Raw genomic sequence first — 20,425 nt, forward strand, 5'->3', positions numbered from 1 at the left:
GAATACTGATGAAATAGGCACCAACGAATGGGTAATTAGGACAGTCAGCGACGGAATAGCGAATGACTATTTCAATCTGATTTGTGAAACGCTGGTGCCAGCAGGTACCATCGGGAATACGTTTTCTTCTTTCTCCACGATGACTTCGAGCAAGAACGGTCCGTCGTGGTTCAGCATGGTATCAAGCGCATCCGACAGGTTTTCCCGCTGATCGCAGGTCATACCATCCATGCCGAAACCTTTGGCAATCGTGATGAAATCAGGATTCTGCAACTCAACGAATGAGTACCGGCGTTGGTGAAACAGTTGTTGCCATTGCCGGACCATGCCCAGAAAGTTATTATTCAGGATGATGGCTTTAACCGGTTGCTTGTTCTGCACAATGGTTCCTAATTCCTGTAGCGTCATCTGGAAACAACCATCACCAATAATGGCTACAACCTGCCGGTCGGGAGCACCGACCTGAGCACCAAAGGCCGCTGGTAACGCAAAGCCCATCGTGCCCATACCGCCCGAGGTAACTAAGCTATTGGGACGGCGGAACTGATAGTAACGGGAGGCCATCATCTGGTGCTGACCTACGTCGGTCACCAGAATAGATTCTCCGTTGGTTTTCTCCGACAGCATGTTCACAACCTCGCCCATTCGGATTTTTCCTTCGGCGGTGTTTAGTACCGGCTGTGTGATGGTTTCGTGCTCGACCACGTCATATTTGCGAAACTCATTGCGCCATACCGTATGATCGTTGGGGTTAACCAGCGATAGCAGAGCGTTGAGTGCTTCTTTGGCATCACCGACAACCGGCGCGTCGGCCCGAATAATCTTATCGATTTCCGATGGATCGATCTCGATGTGAACGACCTTGGCTTGCTTGATAAACTTGCTGGCATCGCCCGTTACCCGGTCATCAAAACGCATACCGATGGCAATAACTACGTCGGCTTGATCGGTCATCACGTTCGCGCCGTAGTTTCCGTGCATGCCTAGCCAGCCTACGTACAGTGGATGGGCGGTCGAAATGGTTGATTGGCCCAGCAAGGTTGTTGCTACCGGGATGCCGGTTTTTTCAACGAATGTCAGTAATTCCGCTTCCGCTTTTGCGATTTGCACGCCGTGTCCAACCAGCACGTAAGGCCGTTTCGCGGAGTTGATCAGGCGGGCTGCTGCTTCCACCTGTTCCAGCTTTGGTACGAGACGAGGCCGGTAGCTAATGATGCTCTGGCAACGTTCGTACGCAAACGGTTTCGTCATCAGTTCCAGCTGGGCACTTTTGGTAATGTCGATCAGGACGGGTCCCGGACGACCCGACTGGGCAATGTAGAATGCTTTTGAAATGACATCCGGCACTTCGTCAGCGTCGGTAATCTGGTAGTTCCATTTAGTAATCGGCATCGTAACGCCCATCACATCGGCTTCCTGAAAAGCATCTGTGCCCAGTAACTTTTTAGCCACCTGACCGACAATGCAGACCATCGGTGTCGAATCGATCAACGCATCGGCAATACCCGTAACCAGATTCGTTGCGCCTGGTCCCGATGTTACGAGGCAGACACCCGCCCGACCCGTTACGCGGGCGTATCCTTCGGCTGCGTGAGCCGCGCCTTGCTCGTGACGAACCAGAATGTGATTCAAGCGATCCTGAAAATCGTAAAGGGCATCGTAGACCGGCATGATTGCTCCGCCGGGGTACCCAAAAATGGTATCGACGCCTTCGGCTACCAGAGCCATCATAAGTGCTTCCGATCCTGAGATTAATTTCGGAGCTACTGGGGGAGCCGCCGGGGTAGTCTCAATAATTTCCGGGGTGATGCTGGCGATTGCTTCCATGACGTATGGTCAGTTTAAGGTCGTTAGCTTGTTGGTTTTCTTACAGGGTTGTATTCAACTATCGAAAGTACGAATCGGGCAACTGATTAAGCTTCATCCGTGACACAACCTTCACTGGCTGATTTTACGTTCCGGATGTATTTGCCGAGCATACCCTTTGCAAAGCGTGGAGCCGGTTGCGTCCAGCGACTCCGCCGGTCGGCTAGTTCTTCGTCCGAAACGTGCAGCGTGATCTCGCGATTGACAGCGTCAATGGTGATGCGGTCGCCGTTCTGAACCAGTGCAATCGGTCCGCCTTCAAACGCTTCAGGAGTGATGTGTCCAACCACAAAACCGTGGGTTCCACCCGAGAAACGTCCGTCCGTGATCAACGCTACTTTATCGCCAAGACCCGCGCCAATAATGGCCGAGGTCGGTTTCAGCATTTCGCTCATACCAGGGCCGCCTTTGGGTCCTGCATTCCGGATTACGACTACCTGACCGGGCAGCAGTTCACCGTTCTGTAGCGCTTCGATTACTTCGCCTTCGTGCTCACACACTTTGGCTGTGCCTTCAAAGCGTTCGCCTTCTTTACCCGTAATCTTGGCTACTGAACCATCTGGGGCCAGATTACCGCGCAGGACCTGAAGGTGTCCGGTAGTCTTGATGGGCTGAGAGACGGGGAAAATGATTTTTTGCGTTGAGAAATCAAGGTCCTGTGCCTCCGCCAGATTCTCGGCAACGGTTTTTCCGGTAACCGTGATACAGTCGCCGTGAATCATACCTTGCTGGTAAAGGTATTTCATAACCGCAGGAACACCGCCGATACCCAGTAGATCTTCCATGTAGTACTTACCGCTCGGCTTTAGATCCGATAGTAAGGGCACACGATCGCTGATCGCCTGAATTTCATCGAGTGTCAGGTTGATGCCAGCCGCACGCGCAATAGCCAGGTAGTGAAGTACCGCGTTGGTTGACCCGCCGAGTGCCATAACTACTGCAAACGCGTTTTCGAGCGACTCGCGGGTAATAATATCTTTGGGGGTGATATTGCGCTCTAGCAGGATACGCATAGCTGCCCCAATCTTCTTGCATTCTTCCTGTTTTCCTTCATGGGTAGCCGGGTAAGTACTGCTGAACGGAAGGCTTAAGCCCATCGCTTCGATGCTACTCGCCATGGTGTTGGCGGTATACATACCACCGCAGGCACCGGCTCCTGGAATCGCGTTTTTGACAACGCCTTCGTAATCTTCATCGGAGATGTTATTGGCGTACCGCTTGCCGAGGGCTTCAAAAGCCGAAACGATGTCTAATTTCTGACCTTTATAGTGTCCTGAACGAATTGTTCCACCGTAGACCATGATACCTGGCCGATCAAGGCGAGCCATCGCCATAACAGCACCCGGCATATTTTTATCACAGCCAACCACCGTAACAACACCATCGTACCACTGCGCTGACACAACGGATTCAATCGAGTCAGCGATCAGGTCGCGGCTGGGCAGCGAATAGCGCATACCGTCATTGCCGTTCGTCATGCCATCCGATACACCGATTGTGTTGAAGATTAGACCAACCAGACCGTTCGCCTGAATACCTTGCTTTACGTAGACGGATAACCCGTTGAGGTGCATGTTACAGGTGTTACCCTCGTAGCCCGTGCTGGCAATACCAATCTGGGGCTTCTGCATGTCATCCTCGCTTAATCCAATACCGTATAGCATAGCTTTAGCGGCTGGATTAGTTACTTCTTGCGTTAGTGTGCGACTAAAACGGTTTAATTCGGTAGTTTCTGGTTCGGCAATCATCTTAGACAATTAGCGAAATTTCGCTGATAGTGTAATAACGCCGTAAAGAAAAGTTAAGTTTTCTGTAAAGGCAAGAAAAATGGTATTATTTGTCAGTTAAAATATGGACGTATTATTTTTGGGTCATGATAACAGAAACATCGTCGCAATACGATCATTTAGAGCAGATGTCGGTTCACGACTTGCTGACCAATATTAACAAAGAAGATAAGACTGTCCCGTTGGCAGTTGAGAAGGCTATCCCCCAAATTGAAGCGTTGGTTAGCCAGATCGTCAATCGCATGAAAAAAGGCGGACGGTTGATTTATATCGGTGCTGGAACAAGTGGTCGTCTGGGCGTTGTCGATGCATCGGAGTGTCCGCCAACGTACGGTGTTCCGCACGATCTGGTCATCGGTTTGATAGCGGGCGGGGATGGAGCCGTACGAAAAGCGGTCGAATTCGCCGAAGATGATGCGGAACAAGCCTGGAAAGATATTGAGCCGTATCACCCCGACGAGCTGGATACGGTCATCGGGATTGCAGCCTCGGGCAGAACGCCTTACGTGATTGGTGGGCTTGATAAAGCGCGCGCAGCAGGTTTGCTAACGGGTTGTGTTGTTTGTAATCCGGGTTCAGCGGTGGCGCAGGCGGCTGAATTTCCAGTTGAAGTCGTTGTCGGTCCCGAGTTCGTTACGGGTAGCACACGCATGAAAGCAGGAACTGCCCAGAAGCTGGTGTTGAACATGATTTCCACGTCGGTTATGATTCAACTAGGTCGCGTGAAGGGAAATAAAATGGTCGATATGCAGCTTACTAATATCAAGCTTCAAGATCGGGCGGCCAAGATGGTAATGGGTGAGATTGGTGTCAGTCGGGAAGAGGCCGAAGCGCTATTAGCGAAGTACGGTAACGTTCGCGGTGCTATCGACAACTTTAACCAGGAAAATAACTTGTAAAAATAAGGCTGCTGGTATCCAGGTATAGTTCAGGTAGCAGTTTTAAACCAGTGTTACTTGAAACCTGTACCGGTTTGACGCGATTCACAAAGTAGATTCATAAACGCTTCGAATGTACAAGAGCCAGTAACGACGCTTTTGTATCTTACTCAAGGGCAGACAAGAAATCACTTATTCGTTTTCTGATTGTTGAAATCAGTAGCGGGAAACTGGTCGCCCTTTGGTAAGTCGTCAAACAGACGACTATGGCGTCCTGCGGGCTGGAGCTGAGCGCATCTAGTCAAAGTTTGCGCTGTTTCTGCCAGACATCGGATTAAGGAAAAGCAGCCTGTAGTAGCAATGGCTTTTGCCGGTAGCAACGGTTGATTTTGCTGGCCGATGACCAGGTGCCAACCGCTCAGCTTCGGATCAGTGAAATACTGAAACGTAAAATCGTGAATGCGCTTAATCCATTTTGGGCATTCGGGGTGGTGCGTTTGAAAATAGCTTTTGGTCAAAGCCGATAAGGCTTCGACCTGTACCCAGGCCCACCGTTGGTTCCAGTCCGGAAAAATAAGCGGCTGCCCTTTCATATCCGCGTACTGATTAAGTCCACCTGATAGCTCATTCCAGGCCACTTCGCTCATTCGGATACACCATGATGCTACTTGCATAGCCAATTTGCGATTGCCCGATTCAGCGCAGAGGTCAAGCAAAAAATTGGCGGCTTGGAAAGTCAGACCAACGTTAAGCCGCCGACCTTCCGGGGTGTTGATGAACGAGCCGTCGGGCAGCATATATTCTCGCAAGATACCCGTGCGACGGTCCAGAAATTCGCGCAACAGCACATGCAGGACGCTTTCTATCTTTTCGTGCCAGCTTTCCTCATCGAGCAACGGTCGGATTTCGAGTAGTGTTTTGAGCAACAGAACGGGCTCACCTAAGTGACGGAGCTGGCGATAGCCGCCAATTGTCTGTGCCAATTCGGTATGCGTTGTTTCCCATTGCCGGAACAAGCCCGAAAACACTTGTTTCGCCAGCATCGCCCAGCCGTCGTCGTCTGTTGCGCGGTGAAGCTGGGCGTACGCCATAACGGCTGAACAGCTTGCTACAACGTTGGCTGCCGGAGCTACCGGACGGCCCCGGCGGTCAAGCTGTTCATACGAATTCAGCTTTTCGTCGTGGGCAAACTCACTCAAAAAAGTAGCGCCCTTGTATGCGTGGTCAAGCCAGGCTGGTTGACCGTCGAAGGTATTGTAAAGCCACGTAAATGCCCATACTTGTTGTGCTTGCAGCGTTACGATCTTATCGCCTTCTATAACCTGCCCGTCGCTTGTCAGGAAGTCAAAGTAACCACCGCATTGCTCATCCCGGCTGTGGTTAAGCCAAAACGGAACAACCTGGCGAAGCAGCGCCTGTTGATAATCGGCAGAAAGTTTACGAAAATCTAACACCCTGTAAATATAAAAAAGCGGCTCAAATCGTACGATTTGAGCCGCTTTTTTGTTTCGCTGCGACTAGGAATAAACACGCTCTACTTCGCGCTGTTCCTTATCTTCTGGCAATACGAATTTCATCGGTTTACCAACTTTATCCGGCAATAAAGCAATGTCGAGAACCTGATCGACGGTGTCGGCGTAATGAAACTTGAGGTCTTTGATGTACGTAGCATTGATTTCCTCAATGTCCTTCCGGTTTTTCGAGCAAAGAATAATTTCCTTGATACCCGCCCGATTAGCCGCCAGAATTTTCTCTTTGATACCACCAACCGGTAACACTTTACCCCGCAACGTCACTTCACCTGTCATCGCCAGGTAAGGTCTAACCTTGCGTTGGGTATAAATCGATGTCATCGACGTTAGCATCGTAATCCCCGCAGAAGGGCCATCTTTTGGAACCGCCCCCGCCGGAATGTGGATGTGCAAGTCGTAGTGATTGAATATCCGGTAGTCGATGTCTAAATCATCGGCGTGGGCTTTCAGATAAGAAAGAGCGGTGATTGCTGATTCTTTCATTACGTCACCCAACTGACCCGACAAGGTCAAAACGCCTTTTCCACGGCTTAAACTCGACTCGATCAGCAGGATTTCACCGCCAACCTGCGTCCAGGCCAATCCCGTTACAACACCCGCAATGTCGTCATCGGCGTATAACTCTTTGTCGAAGATTTCGGCTCCCAGCATTTTCGGCACATCAATAGCCCGAACGGTGTGGTTGTATTCCTCCTCCATCGCAATGGATTTGGCAACTTTACGGACCAAAGCACCAATTTTCTGCTCCAGATTCCGCACGCCCGATTCACGCGTGTACCCTTCAATAATCCGCAAAATCGCTTTGTCCTCAAACACCAGATCTTTAGGCTTTAGCCCGTGATCTTTGCGCTGCTTGGGAATCAGGTATTTCTTGGCAATCTGTACTTTTTCTTCAACGGTATACCCCGCGATGTCGATAATCTCCATCCGGTCGCGTAGGGCGGGGTGGATGGTATCGAGTGAGTTAGCGGTAGCGATAAACAACACCCGCGACAGATCGTACTCCGTTTCGAGGTAATTGTCCATAAACGTCGAGTTCTGCTCGGGATCGAGTACTTCCAACAACGCTGACGACGGATCGCCCCGAAAATCGGAACTGACTTTGTCGATCTCGTCCAGAATAAAGACCGGGTTCGACGTGCCGCATTTGCGAATATTCTGGATGACCTTACCCGGCATAGCGCCGATGTACGTTTTGCGGTGACCTCGGATTTCGGCTTCGTCGTGAACACCACCCAGCGCCATTCGGCTGTATTTACGTCCTAATGCCTTGGCAACCGATTTCCCCAGCGAAGTTTTACCCACGCCCGGAGGGCCATACAGGCACAGGATTGGCGCTTTCATGTCGTTTTTCAGCTTCAGAACGGCCAGGTATTCGATGATCCGCTCTTTTACTTTTTCGAGACCAAAGTGATCGGTATCCAGAATCTTCTGCGCCCGCTTCAGGTCGAAGTTGTCCTTCGTGTACTCACTCCACGGTAGATCAACCATCAGCTCCACGTAGTTCATCGTCACCGGATATTCCGGAGCCATTGGGTTGATCCGCTGAAGTTTGTTCAGCTCCTTGTCGAAGTGCGCCCGTACCTCGGTTGGCCACTTTTTATGATCGGCCCGTATGCGAAGTTCGTCGATCTCGCGGTCAGGATTATCCATGCCCAACTCGTCCTGTAACACCTTCATCTGCTGGCGCAGGTAATAATCCCGCTGCTGCTGATCGAGGTCCGAGGAGGCTTTAGACTGAATCTCGCGTTTCAGTTCAAGCAACTGCACTTCCCGAAGCATGTATTCGAGCAGCAGATTAGCCTGTTGGTTTCCTTCGAGTGTTTCAAGAAGGCGTTGTTTGTCGGATACGTCGGCGTTGATGTTAGACGACAGGAAGTGGAGCAGAAATGTCGGACTTTCGATGTTGTCGAGCGCAATCCGGGCTTCCTGTGGTATCTCTGGATTAAGCCGTAAAATCTTATAGGCCGAATCTTTCAGTGACTGCAACAGGGCTTTTCCTTCCTTTTTATTGACGGCTGGAAACGAATCTTCGATCTGACGAACCTGCGCCGTCATGAAAGGCTCTTCCTGCTGGATTTGCTGGATTTCAAAACGTTTCTTTCCCTGAATGATAATCGTAATGTTACCATCAGGAAGCGTAATCATTTTGATGATATAAGCCACTGTACCATATCGATACAGATCATCGACCGTTGGTTCGTCTTTTTGTTGATTCAACTGCGCAACTACGCCGATAATCCGATTGCCTTTGTACGCTTTTTTTACCAGCCGAATGGATTTCGCTCTACCTACCGTAACCGGAATAACCATACCTGGAAACAATACAGTATTACGAACCGGCAGAATAGGCAGGTTCGGCGGAAGCTCGTAGTCATCATCCAACCCTTCCGGCGAGCCAAGTGGCACAATTTCTAAATTGTCCGAATCAAAATCGGCCAGCAGTAAACGGGTAGCTAAATCTTTTTCTGAAATCATATGTGAACTGTCAAACTGACAGCTTTCATTACGTGGTAGGTGTCTTTACCTTGTGGAAAGATAAGGTTATGAGCAAGTTGCAAGAGCCGTGCCATATATTGACCGCTGACCCAAAAAGGGGTCACACACCTTAACAACAAAAGTAACCAAATAGGACCGCCACTAATCAATAAATTTATTATTCAGAACGAAACATCCTGAACGGGCTGGTTTTTGCGGAAAACAAATGTTTTTTTCTGGCCCTGATACTGAACATTGACCATATTGACCTGGTCATCGAACATTTCCATCAGTACATTTTGCTTTAGCAGCCCTCCTTTAAAGGGTTCACTATAAGGCATTTCCAGATAAATCCAGTTGGCGTCAGCTTCTACCTCATGACCTACGTAGGTTATAGGTTTAGTTTGCTTCTGTGGATTTACGTAAGCAAAATGTGAACGAATGTATTTTTCGATTAGTGGTTCGTTTTTATCGTGCGGCTGACCGGGCGAACCATCTAAATGCACTTTGGTGTTTGCCTCCTGGGATAACGCTTTTTCAAAGTCGTCCGTGAAAATACGGATACTGATCTCAAATGCGCGCTCCTTGGGGTTGTACTGCATTTGCGTAACACTGGCATGAAAATCATGTTTCGCTCCGCTATTCAGGACAAGAGGCCGACTACCTGACAGGCAACCGGCCACTAGTATCATCAAGGCTATTACTGACTTACGCGATTTCACTGCTTAGAAAACAGCTTTAAATACATCATTGAAAATAGCGAAGGCCATTAGCCCGAGCAGGATAACCATACCAACTCGCTGAGCTGCTTCCAGGAATCGATCCGATGGTTTTCTACCTGATATGATTTCGTACCCTAAAATGGTCGCGTGACCACCATCGAGCGCCGGGATCGGTAGTGCGTTCATAAACGCCAGTGCCATAGAAAGCAATCCTGTGACGGTCCAGAAGCGATCCCAAACCCAGATACCACCAAACAGATTTTGTGCGATACCGATCGGGCCACTTAGTGCTTTGGAGGGAGAAACTTCACCCCGGAAGATTTTACCAAACCCTTTGATGTTGTCGAACACAACCTGAAAAGCCTTTTGTGTACCAATCGAAAGAGCTTGCCCAAATGTGTATTCTTCTTTCGTCAACGGAAGCAACAGCTTTGGGTAGAAACCAATAGTCCCATCGGCGGTTGTTGTCATGTTGAGGGTAAGCGCCTGACCGTTGCGGTTGATACCAAGGGTAAGCGGTTTGCTTTTGAGCGGCTTCACCACCTCGGTAAACTCGTGATAGAACCGAATTGGTTTGCCGTTAGCGCTCGTGATAACATCCCCTTTCTTTAAGCCTGCTTTCGTCGCTGGCTGGCCAGGAACCAACTCGTCAACTTTGAACGGCTCGATAGGCTCAATGAATTGCCCGGCAGCTTTTTTGTCGGCTAGCTTATCAACAAAATTGTTGGGAATGTAAATGTCTTCCAGCTTACCGTTGCGTTCGATCGTGTAGGAGCTATTGTCGCCCAGAAACACGTCCGAGCTACGGATCTCGTTAAAATCGTTAATTGGCTTACCGTTTACTTTAACAATTTTGTCGCCTGTCTGCAAGCCAATACCTTTTGCCAGATCGTACGCTACAATACCGTATTTAGCGTCTTTCATGGCCAGGTACGTATTGCCATTTTTGTACGTAAGGATCACGAAAATCAGGATACCGACAATTACGTTAACGATGATACCGCCGAGCATGACGATAAGGCGCTGCCAGGCTGGTTTGGCCCGGAATTCGTACGGCTGAGGTTCGGTGTTCGTATGCGTCGTATCGAGCGATTCGTCGATCATGCCCGATATTTTCACGAAGCCACCGAGTGGAACGGCACCAACGCCATATTCGGTTTCACCCCGTTTGATGCTCCAGATTTTGGGTGGGAAGCCGATAAAATATTGTTCCACCCGCATGCCAAAGGCTTTTGCCGCCAGCAGGTGTCCTAACTCGTGCAATCCTACTAAGATAGACAGGCCCAATATGAGCTGTCCGGCCATAACTAATATTTCCATCTACTCTTAACTGTGAATTTCGCTGATTGAATGAATGCCGGTATTACTCAAGTGGCTTAATGATCGTTATAAACGAAGCACAACTATACGTCAAAGGTAATAATCCGTGTGAATAGAAACGTTAACCGGTGTGTATACTGTACAAACACCTAAACGAAACTTTTAATTCGCTCGGACGCTAATCGACGGGCTTCGTCATCTGTACGGACGTAATCCTCATAAGTCGGGTTCTGTACGAACGTTGTTTTGGTTAGGCACGACTCGATAATCTCCGAAATTTCCAGAAAACCGACCTGGTCATGCAAGAAGGCATCGACGGCTACTTCGTTGGCCGCGTTGATGATACACGGCGCATTTCCGCCTTGTTTGAGAGCATCAAAGGCAAGTTGCAAATTGCGGAACGTTTTAACGTCAGGCTTCTCGAACGTCAATGACGGGTAGTCCAGAAAGTTGAAGCGCGGAAAATCGGACGGAAGTCGGTTCGGATAGCCGAGGGCGAATTGAATCGGTAGTCGCATATCGGGTAAGCCCATCTGCGCTTTCAGGCTACCATCTTCAAACTGAACCAGCGAGTGAATAATGCTCTGAGGATGTACAATCACATCAATCTGATCGGGAGTTAGTCCGAACAGCCACTTGGCTTCGATTACTTCCAGCCCTTTGTTCATCAGGGTAGCGGAGTCGATCGTAATTTTAGCGCCCATAGTCCAGTTGGGGTGCTTAAGCGCCTGTGCTTTCGTGACCGTCGATAAAAACTCGGACGATTTTCCCCGGAAGGGGCCGCCCGAAGCCGTCAGGATAATTTTCTCGATGGGGTTATGAAACTCCCCGACAAGGCACTGGAAGATAGCCGAATGTTCTGAATCGACCGGATAGATGTTGACGCCTTTTTGGGCCGCCAGCTTGGTAATCAGTTCGCCCGCAACAACCAAGGTTTCTTTATTGGCCAGTGCAATCGACTTCCCCGCTTCAATCGCCTTGATGGTCGGTAACAAACCTGCGTAACCAACCATAGCGGTCAGGACCATATCGATTGTATCCATCTGTACGACCGAAGCAATGGATTTAGCGCCAGCGTAGACCTTGATACCAAGCGGGTCTAGTGCGCTGAAGACCTGATCGTATTTGGCCTCGTTGCAGATAACCACAACATTAGGATTTAGGTCGGCAGCCTGCTGAATCAGCAGTTCGGCGTTGTTGTTGGTCGTTAGCACCTCAACGGCAAACTGGTCGGGATGGGCCTTGACCACTTCAATTGCCTGTGTCCCAATAGAACCAGTCGAGCCGAGAATAGCGATATGGCGTTTTTTTATATCAGTCATGTAGTTTTCAACAGATCAAAATTGACTTTTACGTCTAACTCTTCTTCAATAGCGCGGATAAAGTAAACGCCCTCGGGATAAGTAACTAGCAATTCATCAATATACTGCTGTGCTGATTGACGCAAGTTACCAATCTGTTGCTTTTTTGATTGAACATACCGTTTGCGTTGATCTGCCAGGCGGGCATTGTCTAAATCGAGTAGTCGAATAAGATTTTGGGCTGCTACATCATTGGGATCAGCGGCAACATAGTGGCCGCCAGCGAAGTACAAAATTCGTTGTTCTAAGTCTTCAGCAGTTGGATGAAGTATAGGTTGATAGTCTGCCCATTTTCTAGACTTTTTAGTATTCCATAGGCTTTTTACTAAAAACCAATTCGTATAACTATCTTCATTTGTGCCTTTTAGCGTCGGATTGAAGTGTTCAATGTGTGCGTCATCTGATGGACCAAGATATGTCTCCGTATAAGCACAAAGCGTATGCTGTTCATCAGCTAATAACTGCCTTAGCAAGTCATTCTCCCCAGCTTTAAACTTCACCTTACGTTTAATTACCTCCGAATCGGCGTCTTTTTTAACTCGTCGCATGCCGATTAAAATTTATACTGATCACCTAATTTAGCCTGCTCAACAATCAATTCTTTTTGGCGAACAGGGTCCTTCTCGTTTCTAATTTCTACAAATAAATTCCTATATCGCTTATAAGCGTCTAAGCCTGGCTTTAGCATCAATTCCTCTAAGCCAAAATCTTCACTTAGTATATCGTTGGGATCATCACCTTCTGGAGCAATTCCGTTGTGAAACTTCACTTCTCCGTTTTCGTCAAAGTATAAAATGAAGCGTTCACAAGGCTCGAAAGCGGAAGCAATAATTGGTGAGTGAGTGGCGAAGAAGAACTGAGCTTCAGGAGCAAGTGACGTATAATAATCAATTAGACCTCGCTGAACGTCAGGAAATAAGGAACGTTCAGGTTCATCGAAAAGAATAACTCCTTGATGAATTTGACTCTTATAAATTGGGATCGCTGTTGCTAAAAGCTGCTTTGTACCAGTGCTTAAAGTGTCGTAGGTTAAAGATACCCCGTTTTGTGTTTTTATAACTATTGGCGCTTCTGTACCTTCTATGTCTACTTCCAGATGAAAGTTTTTCAGGATTGGATTAAGGCAGTTATTAGCTATATCTATTTTTGGATTAGGATTCTCTTCCTGCCATTTACTTAGTTTCTCTGCCAAACGATTTGGTGAAAAGCTGCCATTCCTCTGAATTAAATCAATTGCTATTCTCTTCAAACTATCATCGTATCTATCTATATCGCTAAGTAGGTAATTCCACAAGTAACGACTTCCCACAGACTGTAAAGCCATCACTTTTGAGTTTGTCAATTTAGTAATTGTTTCCTCTCTTTTTTCATTAGCTAGAAGGATCTCATTACTATTTGCAATGTATGGCTTATTGCCAAAATCACTTTCGTTTCTATTAGCTGTTAAACTATAAGCGTGATTAATAGCCGAGTCATCAACATACACACATAGTTTACTGGTTACTCCAATCTCATTTTCTACCTGTGACTTTAATAGCCACTCTACGCTGCTATTGATAACTGATAAGTCTTTAAAAAGGCTATCTTCATAGTTTTTAAAGCTTTCATTATCAAATCGAATAGATTTTCCGCTGGCATCAGCTGTCACTGATACTTTGTTGAAAATTATGTAAGGATCTATAGAGTTTGGCCTACCGAGTTGTCTCTTTTTGTAGAGTTGATATCCATCATCACTGATCACAAAGAAGTTCCAAATAATATTCAATAGGGTCGTCTTGCCAGTTCCGCTTTGGCCGATAAAGCACACTTTCTCCAACGGCTGACCTGCTTTAGGGTGGTTAGCCGGATACGTGAAATCAAACTTTATATTTTTGAACTGACGGTATTCATCAATGTTGATTCCGGTTATTTTCATCGTCTAAACCGTTTTCGGGATTTCCAGTAATCCATCGGCAATTTTTCGGTCGTTGGCCAGACGAGGTACTTTGTTCTGACCACCTAGCTTACCCTGCGACTTCATGTAACGCTGAAAAGCTCCGCGTGGTAAGCTGGTCAACTTCAGTGGTTGTAAGATAGAGCCTGTAATCAGATCGTCGTAATATACGTTTAAACCAATCAGTCGGTTGTCAATATCGCGGGCAAATGAAGCTAGATCGTTAGGGGGCGTAGCAAATTCAATTAGCCACTCATGGTACGGTAAACCTTCCGAAGGACTTACCATCGGAGCGACGGTAAATTCGACGACTTCCGTTTCGGGATGGCGCTGCATGGCGTACTGGAGCGCTTTCTCTACTTCTTCGCCAATGACGTGTTCGCCAAAGGCCGAAATAAAGTGCTTGATGCGTCCCGTTACCAGTAGCCGGTAAGGCTCCCGCGAAACAAACTTGACCGTGTCGCCTAGCGAATAGCCCCACAGCCCGGCGTTGTTGTTGATAATGACCGCGTAGTTTTTTCCCAGCTCCACTTCTTCGATGGTTAGTCGGCGCGGGTTTTCCGTAAAGAACTCGTCAGCGGCAATAAATTCATAAAAGATACCGCTGTCTAGCAACATCAACAGACCCTCTTCGGTCTGCGTATCCTGAAACGCAATGAAGCCTTCCGAGGCTGGGTATGTTTCGATGGAGTCGATCCGCTTGCCGATGCTTTCGTACAGCTTCGCGCGATACGGCTCGAAGTTAACACCACCGTACACGAACAGCGAGAAATCGGGAAACACGTCCTTAATCAATTTACCCGTGCGTTCCTGGATTCGGTCGAAATACATCTGCACCCAGGGGGGGATTCCCGAGATCAGCGACATCGGCTGATCGATTGTTTCATCGATGATCCGCTCAAGCTTCGTCTCCCAGTCTTCAATGGTGTTTGTTTCGTAGCTGGGCAACTGGTTCGTGCGCAGGTAAGCTGGAACATGGTGATTCGCGATGCCCGACAATCGACCAATGTTGATACCCGCTTTTTGAGTAAGTTCAGGACTGCCCGAAAGAAAAATAAGCTTCTTATCCAGAAAACCACTGTTGCCCGTTTGGTGAACGTAATTCAGCAGTGCGTCACGAGCTGAGTTGATGTGGTTTGGAATGGAGTCATGGGTAATGGGAATATACTTCGTGCCGGAGGTTGTACCGGACGTTTTGGCAAAATAAAGCGGCTTGCCTTTCCAGAGGACATCCGACGTACCGGCTAGGATCTGGTCGATATACGGTCTAAGATCTTCATAATCGCGGACGGGTACAGCCTGCCGAAAGTCTTCGACCGTTTGGATATCCCGGAAGTGATGAATTCGGCCAAACACCGTGTTTCGACCGCCTTCGAGCAACTGCTGTAACCAGCGCTGCTGGGCTTCGGCGGGTCTGTACATCCACGCCTGTTGCCGCTCTACCACCCATTTAGCCAGTGGCTTACTTACGACTGAACGAATTCCCATAAGGACACAAAGTTACGAAAACAGTTGGCAGTCTGCTGTACATACACACAATTGATGCAGGTCAGAGAAGTGTGTATGTTTCTAAATTTACTTTGTTGTAAACAGACGCCTATAAACTGCTAACTATTCTGATTGTCATATAAAAAATACAATAATGCTTTTAACGACTAGGCTTGTTTGTCTTGAATAATCCATATTTTTGCAGACCTTTTAAAACACTACTTGTAAAAAGGCGCAACAAATAACCTGGAATGGGACTTTTCAATTTTTTAACCAGCGACATTGCTATTGACCTGGGCACGGCGAATACCTTGATTATTCACAAGGATCGGATTGTGGTGGATGAGCCTTCGATTATTGCAATGGACAAAGCCAGTGGGAAAGTGCTGGCTATTGGCCACAAGGCCATGCAAATGCACGAAAAGACCAATGAAAATATTAAGACTATCCGTCCGTTGAAAGACGGCGTGATTGCTGACTTTACAGCCGCCGAGTTGATGATTCGGGGTATGATCAAAATGATCGATACCGGCAGTAAGCTTTTCTCTCCTTCTCACCGGATGGTGATCTGTATTCCATCAGGCATTACGGAGGTTGAGAAGCGGGCCGTTAAAGATTCTGCTGAGCATGCCGGGGCCAAGGAAGTATACATGGTGCATGAGCCAATTGCCGCTGCTATCGGTATCGGTATTGACATTACGCAGCCGAACGGAACGATGATCGTTGACATCGGTGGGGGCACTACCGAAATTGCCGTAATCGCGCTGTCGGGTATCGTCTGCGAACAGTCTATCCGTATTGCGGGCGACGTGTTCACGCGTGACATTGTCGACTACATGCGCCGGGAACACAACCTGCTTATTGGAGAACGCTCGGCGGAGCAGATCAAGATGGAAGTTGGCTCGGCACTGCCCGAACTCGACAACCCGCCGGCTGACTACGAAATTCGCGGTCGTGACCTGATGACGGGTATTCCCAAAGAAATCAAGGTTACGTATAGCGAGATTGCCTACGCGCTCGATAAATCGATTTCGAAAATTGAAGAGGCTACCATGAAGGCGCTGGAAATTTCGCCACCGGAGCTTTCGGCGGATATTTACACGAATGGTATTCACCTGACCGGGGGCGGTGCGCTGCTGCACGGACTTGATAAGCGCCTGGGTGCAAAAACCAAGCTGCCTATTCACGTGGCCGATGATCCGCTCAAAGCCGTTGTAAAAGGCACGGGCGAAGTAATTAAGAATTTGGATATGTACCGGTCGGTACTGATTAGTTAAGCTTTGTTTTGTAGCCTGGACCGCTGGTTTGGGTAACCGAAGGGTAGCTTGTGGCGGAGAATTTCGCGGGCAATGCAGGCTTCGGTTATCTGAATCAGCGGTTCAGGCTACTTGCTTTCGCTACTCTATGGGCGAGTTAGTCGATTTTTTTGTTCGAAGCCGAAACTTCATTTTGTTTGTGCTATTGGAAGTACTTTGCTTCTATTTTATCATCAACACAAGCAATTACTGGAGCGCAACGTATTTCAACACCTCGAACCGATACGCGGCAAAGGTGTTGGCGTGGTCGAATGCGGCCAACGAGTACACACGATTGCGGCAGGTTAACGCCGATTTGGCTATGGAAAACCAGCGGCTCAATACCCGCCTGACCCGGTTACTCCAGAGCAAACCCGCTGCCCCTGCTGAATACCAAGCTGATTCAGCCTTTGCCGACCGATTCAAATACACCGTAGCGAAGGTGGTTGACAACACCACGCAATTCGCCAACAACTATATCACGATCGACAAGGGAACCGACGACGGTATTCGTCCGGGGATGGGTGTGCTTTCACCAACAGGAATAGTCGGCAAGGTGAAAGTGTGTAACCGTCATTTTTCGGTCGTTACGTCCATCCTGCATTCCGAGTATCTAGTTTCCTCGCGACTGACGAAAGCTGGTGATGTTGGAACCGCTAAATGGGATGGCGTCGATCCGCACCTGATCAAGCTCAATGACATTTCGCTGACGAAAACGGTTAATAAGGGTGACTCTGCGGTTACTTCCGAATACAACACAACGTTTCCTCCGGGGATTCTGGTGGGGCGCGTTCGGTCGGTTGGTGTGCAACCAAACAAGACATTCCACGATATAACGCTTCTGTTGTCAACAAACTTTAGTAACCTCTCCTTTGTGTATGTGGTCGAAAATCGGTTGCAGCAGGAGCAGGATCAGTTGGAAAAACAAGTCGAAACGGAAAAATGAGTTTTCAGTTGACGGGCAAATCAATATGCCTCAGAATCTGAAAGCAGAAAACGGTTAATTAGAGTGACTTTACGCGAGATCCTGTCCGCTGTCTTTTTGTTTTTGTTGTACCTGGTATTGCAGATCCTGCTGGTGCGGAATCTGGTGCTGTTCGATTACGCATTCTGTTTTGTTTACATCGCCTGCGTGCTGCTGCTGCCAAACGAAACCAGCCTGACCTGGCTATTGCTGATTGGCTTCGTCACCGGTATTATTGTCGATACGTTTTACAACACGCTGGGTATGCACGCAGCGGCTACAGTGCTTATGGCCTATTGCCGTCCATTGATTGTCCGTTCGCAGATTGACGTACCCGGTCTGGAACACCGAATTGAATTCTCGTTAAAAGAACTGGGGGCGGGCGCTTTTTTTCGGTATGTGTTTATTCTGGCACTTATTCATCATACCGCGCTGTTCTTCATTGAAGCGAGCAGCCTGTCATTGCTTATTCCAACGATAATCCGGGTTATTGCCAGTACGCTGTTCACGACGGTGAGCATTGTGCTGATCCAGTTTTTTACAAGAAACTAGCGTACCGAAATGGCAGAAACACTTTTCATTCCGCAAACAGCCGACCGTAAAGCCGTCTACGAAAGCTTAGTACCACAAATAGCCGCCTTGATTGAAGGCGAACCAGACCTGATCGCTAACCTGGCCAATATTGCCGCTGCCCTCAAAGAAGCGTTCGGCTTTTTCTGGGTTGGCTTCTACCTCAGTAAAGACAACCAGCTTGTGCTCGGACCTTTTCAGGGACCAATTGCCTGCACGCGCATTGCATTCGATAAAGGCGTTTGCGGAGCCGCCTACACCCGGCGGGAGACGATTTTAGTACCCGACGTTGACCAGTTTCCAGGGCATATTGCTTGCAGTTCGGCGTCTAAATCCGAAGTTGTTGTCCCGATCGTCAACCGTACGGGCGAGGTGATTATGGTCCTGGATGTAGACAGTGATCAGCTTAATGACTTTACGGAGGTCGATGTGCAGGGGTTAGAGCAAATTGCCGCTTTGATTACCGCTTTGTGAGCTAACGACTAGAACTAAATAGGTGCAACAATGGGTCAACTCGTTTTGAAACGAGTTGACCCATTGTTTTATATAGAAAGACAGAATCGAATTAAACGCTCGCAAACAGCGCCTTGGGCTTGCAGTAAAGTTTAGGCGTTGTATCCTTTTGCTAGTGATGGCGCGGGTATGTCCTCGTCAAAAAGCACACCCGATAAACCACAGCGGTTTGCCTGGAATGATGGAAGACCATGAACAAACTGATTTTAGTACAGGCAAATGCATCGCAACCGTCTGACTGGGCGCTGTTTTTTGGTCATTTCCACCCGCTTATTGTTCACCTCCCCATTGGCTTTTTGCTTATCGCAGGTCTGCTCGAACTGGACCGGTTAATCCGCCGTAATTCGGTCAGCACACATACCATCACGCTTATTCTGTTCTGGTCGGCGGTCAGCGCGACCTTAGCCTGTGTGTTTGGTTATTTGTTATCGCTGGGGGGCGGGTATGATGCCGCGACCCTGACCAGCCATCAATGGCAAGGGATCGGCGTCGCAGTGTTTGCGTGGATTGCCTGGGCGGTCAAGTGGGAAAATTTGGGTCGTATCATTCCCTTCGCGCAACTGATGTACCTGCCTGCGCTTGGAGTAGCACTGTTGTTTCTATTGTCCGCTGGTCATCAGGGTGGCAACCTGACGCACGGGTCGGACTACCTGACCCAGTACGCGCCTGAACCCATTCGAACGCTGGCGGGCTTACCACCGAAGCAAAACGAAATCAAAATTGAGCCAATCTCCGACGTGAATCAGGCGCTGGTGTATCAGCAGATCGTTAACCCGATTTTGCAGACGCGCTGCGTTCAGTGTCACAATGCCGACAAAGCCAAGGCTGGCCTACGCCTTGATAACCCCGCTATGATCAAGAAAGGCTATGAAGATGGTCCGGTTTTCGTCGCGGGGAACAGCAAGGGTAGCGAACTGACGAAAGTTTGTCTGCTGCCCGAAACCGACGACAACCACATGCCGCCGAAAGGGAAGCCGCAACTGACGGATAGCCAGATCGCGCTGCTGACCTGGTGGATTGATCAGGGCGCTTCGTTTGACAAGAAAGTAGCGGACCTCGCTGTTAATGACGCGATTCGTCCGGTGTTAGCTGGATTGGCGAAGGGTAGTTCAGAAAAGGAATCGTCGGAGAAGCAGGTTGCGTTAGCGGGACCTTCACCCGAATCGCCGGTGCTGACCATGACGGTTCCGGCGGCTGATCCGAAAGCTGTAGACGAACTCAAAAAAACGGGTCTGTTGGTACTACCGCTTTCCAAAGAGCACAATCAATTGGAGGTTAGTGCCGTTAATGCGCGGAGTTTTAGTGATGCACAAGCGGCTTTGCTGCCTGCACTGCGTGAACAGATCGTATGGTTGAAGGTAAGTGATACTGAGGTGACCGATGCGGCATTAACGCATATCGCTCAATTGAAAAACCTGCAAAAGCTTCACCTCGAACAAACCAAAGTGACCGATGCGGGGCTGAAACAACTGGCTGGATTAACCCATCTGGAGTACCTGAACCTGTACGGTACAGCCGTGACGGACGCTGGTCTCAACGAATTGACAAAGTTGAAAAATCTAAAGACCGTTTACCTCTGGCAAACCAAAGTAACACCGCAGGGGCTGGCTTCTCTGAAGAAAACGATGCCGAACCTGGAAGTGATTGGGGGCAGCGACGACCAGTCGATTGCCAAAGCGACCGCTACGGATCAGGAAGAACCGAAGAAGAATTGATTG

At 48.6% G+C, this 20,425-nt stretch carries 16 protein-coding genes; 6 read left to right on the forward strand and 10 right to left on the reverse strand.

Annotated elements, in window-relative coordinates; all coding sequences use genetic code 11:
- Nucleotides 1–66: 66 nt before the first annotated feature.
- Both ilvB and ilvD read right to left on the reverse strand, forming a co-directional pair.
- Nucleotides 67–1,827: a biosynthetic-type acetolactate synthase large subunit gene (gene ilvB / locus LQ777_RS00710; RefSeq protein ID WP_232560604.1), complete on the reverse strand. Its 1,761-nt coding sequence runs from the start codon at nt 1,825–1,827 to the stop codon at nt 67–69.
- An 86-nt stretch (nt 1,828–1,913) separates the two neighbouring features.
- On the reverse strand, nt 1,914–3,614 hold the full coding sequence (ilvD, locus tag LQ777_RS00715; RefSeq protein ID WP_232560605.1) for a dihydroxy-acid dehydratase: 1,701 nt from the start codon (nt 3,612–3,614) through the stop codon (nt 1,914–1,916).
- 125 nt (nt 3,615–3,739) lie between these two features.
- Here ilvD and murQ point away from each other — a divergent pair, with 125 nt between their 5' ends.
- Nucleotides 3,740–4,552: an N-acetylmuramic acid 6-phosphate etherase gene (gene murQ, locus LQ777_RS00720; RefSeq protein WP_232560606.1), complete on the forward strand. Its 813-nt coding sequence runs from the start codon at nt 3,740–3,742 to the stop codon at nt 4,550–4,552.
- Between the two features lie 167 nt (nt 4,553–4,719).
- Here the strand turns inward: murQ and LQ777_RS00725 are convergent, their stop codons facing one another.
- The 8 genes from LQ777_RS00725 to LQ777_RS00760 all read right to left on the reverse strand — a co-directional run bounded on the left by LQ777_RS00725 (nt 4,720) and on the right by LQ777_RS00760 (nt 15,365).
- A complete protein-coding gene (locus tag LQ777_RS00725) occupies nt 4,720–5,985 on the reverse strand; it encodes an AGE family epimerase/isomerase (RefSeq protein WP_232560607.1) in 1,266 nt (421 codons plus the stop codon).
- Between the two features lie 63 nt (nt 5,986–6,048).
- On the reverse strand, nt 6,049–8,541 hold the full coding sequence (gene lon / locus LQ777_RS00730; protein ID WP_232560608.1) for an endopeptidase La: 2,493 nt from the start codon (nt 8,539–8,541) through the stop codon (nt 6,049–6,051).
- 182 nt (nt 8,542–8,723) lie between these two features.
- Nucleotides 8,724–9,233 (reverse strand): DUF6702 family protein, encoded by a 510-nt coding sequence (locus tag LQ777_RS00735; RefSeq protein WP_232560609.1) that lies wholly within the window; start codon nt 9,231–9,233, stop codon nt 8,724–8,726.
- Nucleotides 9,234–9,266: 33 nt separating this feature from the next.
- The gene (gene rseP / locus LQ777_RS00740) at nt 9,267–10,583 is read right to left on the reverse strand and encodes an RIP metalloprotease RseP (RefSeq protein WP_232560610.1); all 1,317 of its coding nucleotides are present in this window, start codon (nt 10,581–10,583) and stop codon (nt 9,267–9,269) included.
- 149 nt (nt 10,584–10,732) lie between these two features.
- Nucleotides 10,733–11,905 (reverse strand): 1-deoxy-D-xylulose-5-phosphate reductoisomerase, encoded by a 1,173-nt coding sequence (locus LQ777_RS00745; RefSeq protein ID WP_232560611.1) that lies wholly within the window; start codon nt 11,903–11,905, stop codon nt 10,733–10,735.
- Nucleotides 11,902–12,492, reverse strand: a complete 591-nt coding sequence (locus LQ777_RS00750) for an HNH endonuclease family protein (RefSeq protein WP_232560612.1) — start codon at nt 12,490–12,492, stop codon at nt 11,902–11,904. Before LQ777_RS00750 ends, LQ777_RS00745 begins: the two co-directional genes overlap by 4 nt.
- A gap of 5 nt (nt 12,493–12,497) precedes the next feature.
- Complete coding sequence (locus LQ777_RS00755) at nt 12,498–13,859, reverse strand: AAA family ATPase (protein WP_232560613.1); 1,362 nt, start codon at nt 13,857–13,859, stop codon at nt 12,498–12,500.
- 3 nt (nt 13,860–13,862) lie between these two features.
- Entirely contained in the window at nt 13,863–15,365 is a 1,503-nt protein-coding gene (locus LQ777_RS00760; RefSeq protein ID WP_232560614.1) for a GH3 auxin-responsive promoter family protein, read from the reverse strand.
- 251 nt (nt 15,366–15,616) lie between these two features.
- On the opposite strand from LQ777_RS00760, the gene LQ777_RS00765 reads away from it, so the two are divergent.
- The 5 genes from LQ777_RS00765 (at nt 15,617) to LQ777_RS00785 (ending at nt 20,422) form a co-directional block, all read left to right on the forward strand.
- Entirely contained in the window at nt 15,617–16,642 is a 1,026-nt protein-coding gene (locus LQ777_RS00765) for a rod shape-determining protein (RefSeq protein ID WP_077923646.1), read from the forward strand.
- Nucleotides 16,643–16,769: 127 nt separating this feature from the next.
- Nucleotides 16,770–17,606, forward strand: a complete 837-nt coding sequence (gene mreC, locus LQ777_RS00770) for a rod shape-determining protein MreC (protein WP_232560615.1) — start codon at nt 16,770–16,772, stop codon at nt 17,604–17,606.
- A gap of 63 nt (nt 17,607–17,669) precedes the next feature.
- A complete protein-coding gene (locus LQ777_RS00775; RefSeq protein ID WP_232560616.1) occupies nt 17,670–18,176 on the forward strand; it encodes a hypothetical protein in 507 nt (168 codons plus the stop codon).
- A 9-nt stretch (nt 18,177–18,185) separates the two neighbouring features.
- Nucleotides 18,186–18,668, forward strand: a complete 483-nt coding sequence (locus tag LQ777_RS00780) for a GAF domain-containing protein (protein WP_232560617.1) — start codon at nt 18,186–18,188, stop codon at nt 18,666–18,668.
- A 230-nt stretch (nt 18,669–18,898) separates the two neighbouring features.
- Nucleotides 18,899–20,422, forward strand: a complete 1,524-nt coding sequence (locus tag LQ777_RS00785; protein WP_232560618.1) for a c-type cytochrome domain-containing protein — start codon at nt 18,899–18,901, stop codon at nt 20,420–20,422.
- Nucleotides 20,423–20,425 lie beyond the last annotated feature (3 nt).

This window comes from Spirosoma oryzicola, from assembly GCF_021233055.1.
Taxonomy (GTDB): domain Bacteria; phylum Bacteroidota; class Bacteroidia; order Cytophagales; family Spirosomataceae; genus Spirosoma; species Spirosoma oryzicola.

What these genes read in the sequence shown, in the direction of transcription:
- ilvB (WP_232560604.1), bottom strand. Translation starts at nt 1,827, where the DNA reads ATGGAAGCAATCGCCAGCATCACCCCGGAAATTATTGAGACTACCCCG.
- ilvD (WP_232560605.1), bottom strand. Translation starts at nt 3,614, where the DNA reads ATGATTGCCGAACCAGAAACTACCGAATTAAACCGTTTTAGTCGCACA.
- murQ (WP_232560606.1), top strand. Translation starts at nt 3,740, where the DNA reads ATGATAACAGAAACATCGTCGCAATACGATCATTTAGAGCAGATGTCG.
- lon (WP_232560608.1), bottom strand. Translation starts at nt 8,541, where the DNA reads ATGATTTCAGAAAAAGATTTAGCTACCCGTTTACTGCTGGCCGATTTT.
- LQ777_RS00735 (WP_232560609.1), bottom strand. Translation starts at nt 9,233, where the DNA reads ATGATACTAGTGGCCGGTTGCCTGTCAGGTAGTCGGCCTCTTGTCCTG.
- rseP (WP_232560610.1), bottom strand. Translation starts at nt 10,583, where the DNA reads ATGGAAATATTAGTTATGGCCGGACAGCTCATATTGGGCCTGTCTATC.
- LQ777_RS00745 (WP_232560611.1), bottom strand. Translation starts at nt 11,905, where the DNA reads ATGACTGATATAAAAAAACGCCATATCGCTATTCTCGGCTCGACTGGT.
- LQ777_RS00750 (WP_232560612.1), bottom strand. Translation starts at nt 12,492, where the DNA reads ATGCGACGAGTTAAAAAAGACGCCGATTCGGAGGTAATTAAACGTAAG.
- LQ777_RS00755 (WP_232560613.1), bottom strand. Translation starts at nt 13,859, where the DNA reads ATGAAAATAACCGGAATCAACATTGATGAATACCGTCAGTTCAAAAAT.
- LQ777_RS00760 (WP_232560614.1), bottom strand. Translation starts at nt 15,365, where the DNA reads ATGGGAATTCGTTCAGTCGTAAGTAAGCCACTGGCTAAATGGGTGGTA.
- LQ777_RS00765 (WP_077923646.1), top strand. Translation starts at nt 15,617, where the DNA reads ATGGGACTTTTCAATTTTTTAACCAGCGACATTGCTATTGACCTGGGC.
- mreC (WP_232560615.1), top strand. Translation starts at nt 16,770, where the DNA reads ATGGGCGAGTTAGTCGATTTTTTTGTTCGAAGCCGAAACTTCATTTTG.
- LQ777_RS00780 (WP_232560617.1), top strand. Translation starts at nt 18,186, where the DNA reads ATGGCAGAAACACTTTTCATTCCGCAAACAGCCGACCGTAAAGCCGTC.
- LQ777_RS00785 (WP_232560618.1), top strand. Translation starts at nt 18,899, where the DNA reads ATGAACAAACTGATTTTAGTACAGGCAAATGCATCGCAACCGTCTGAC.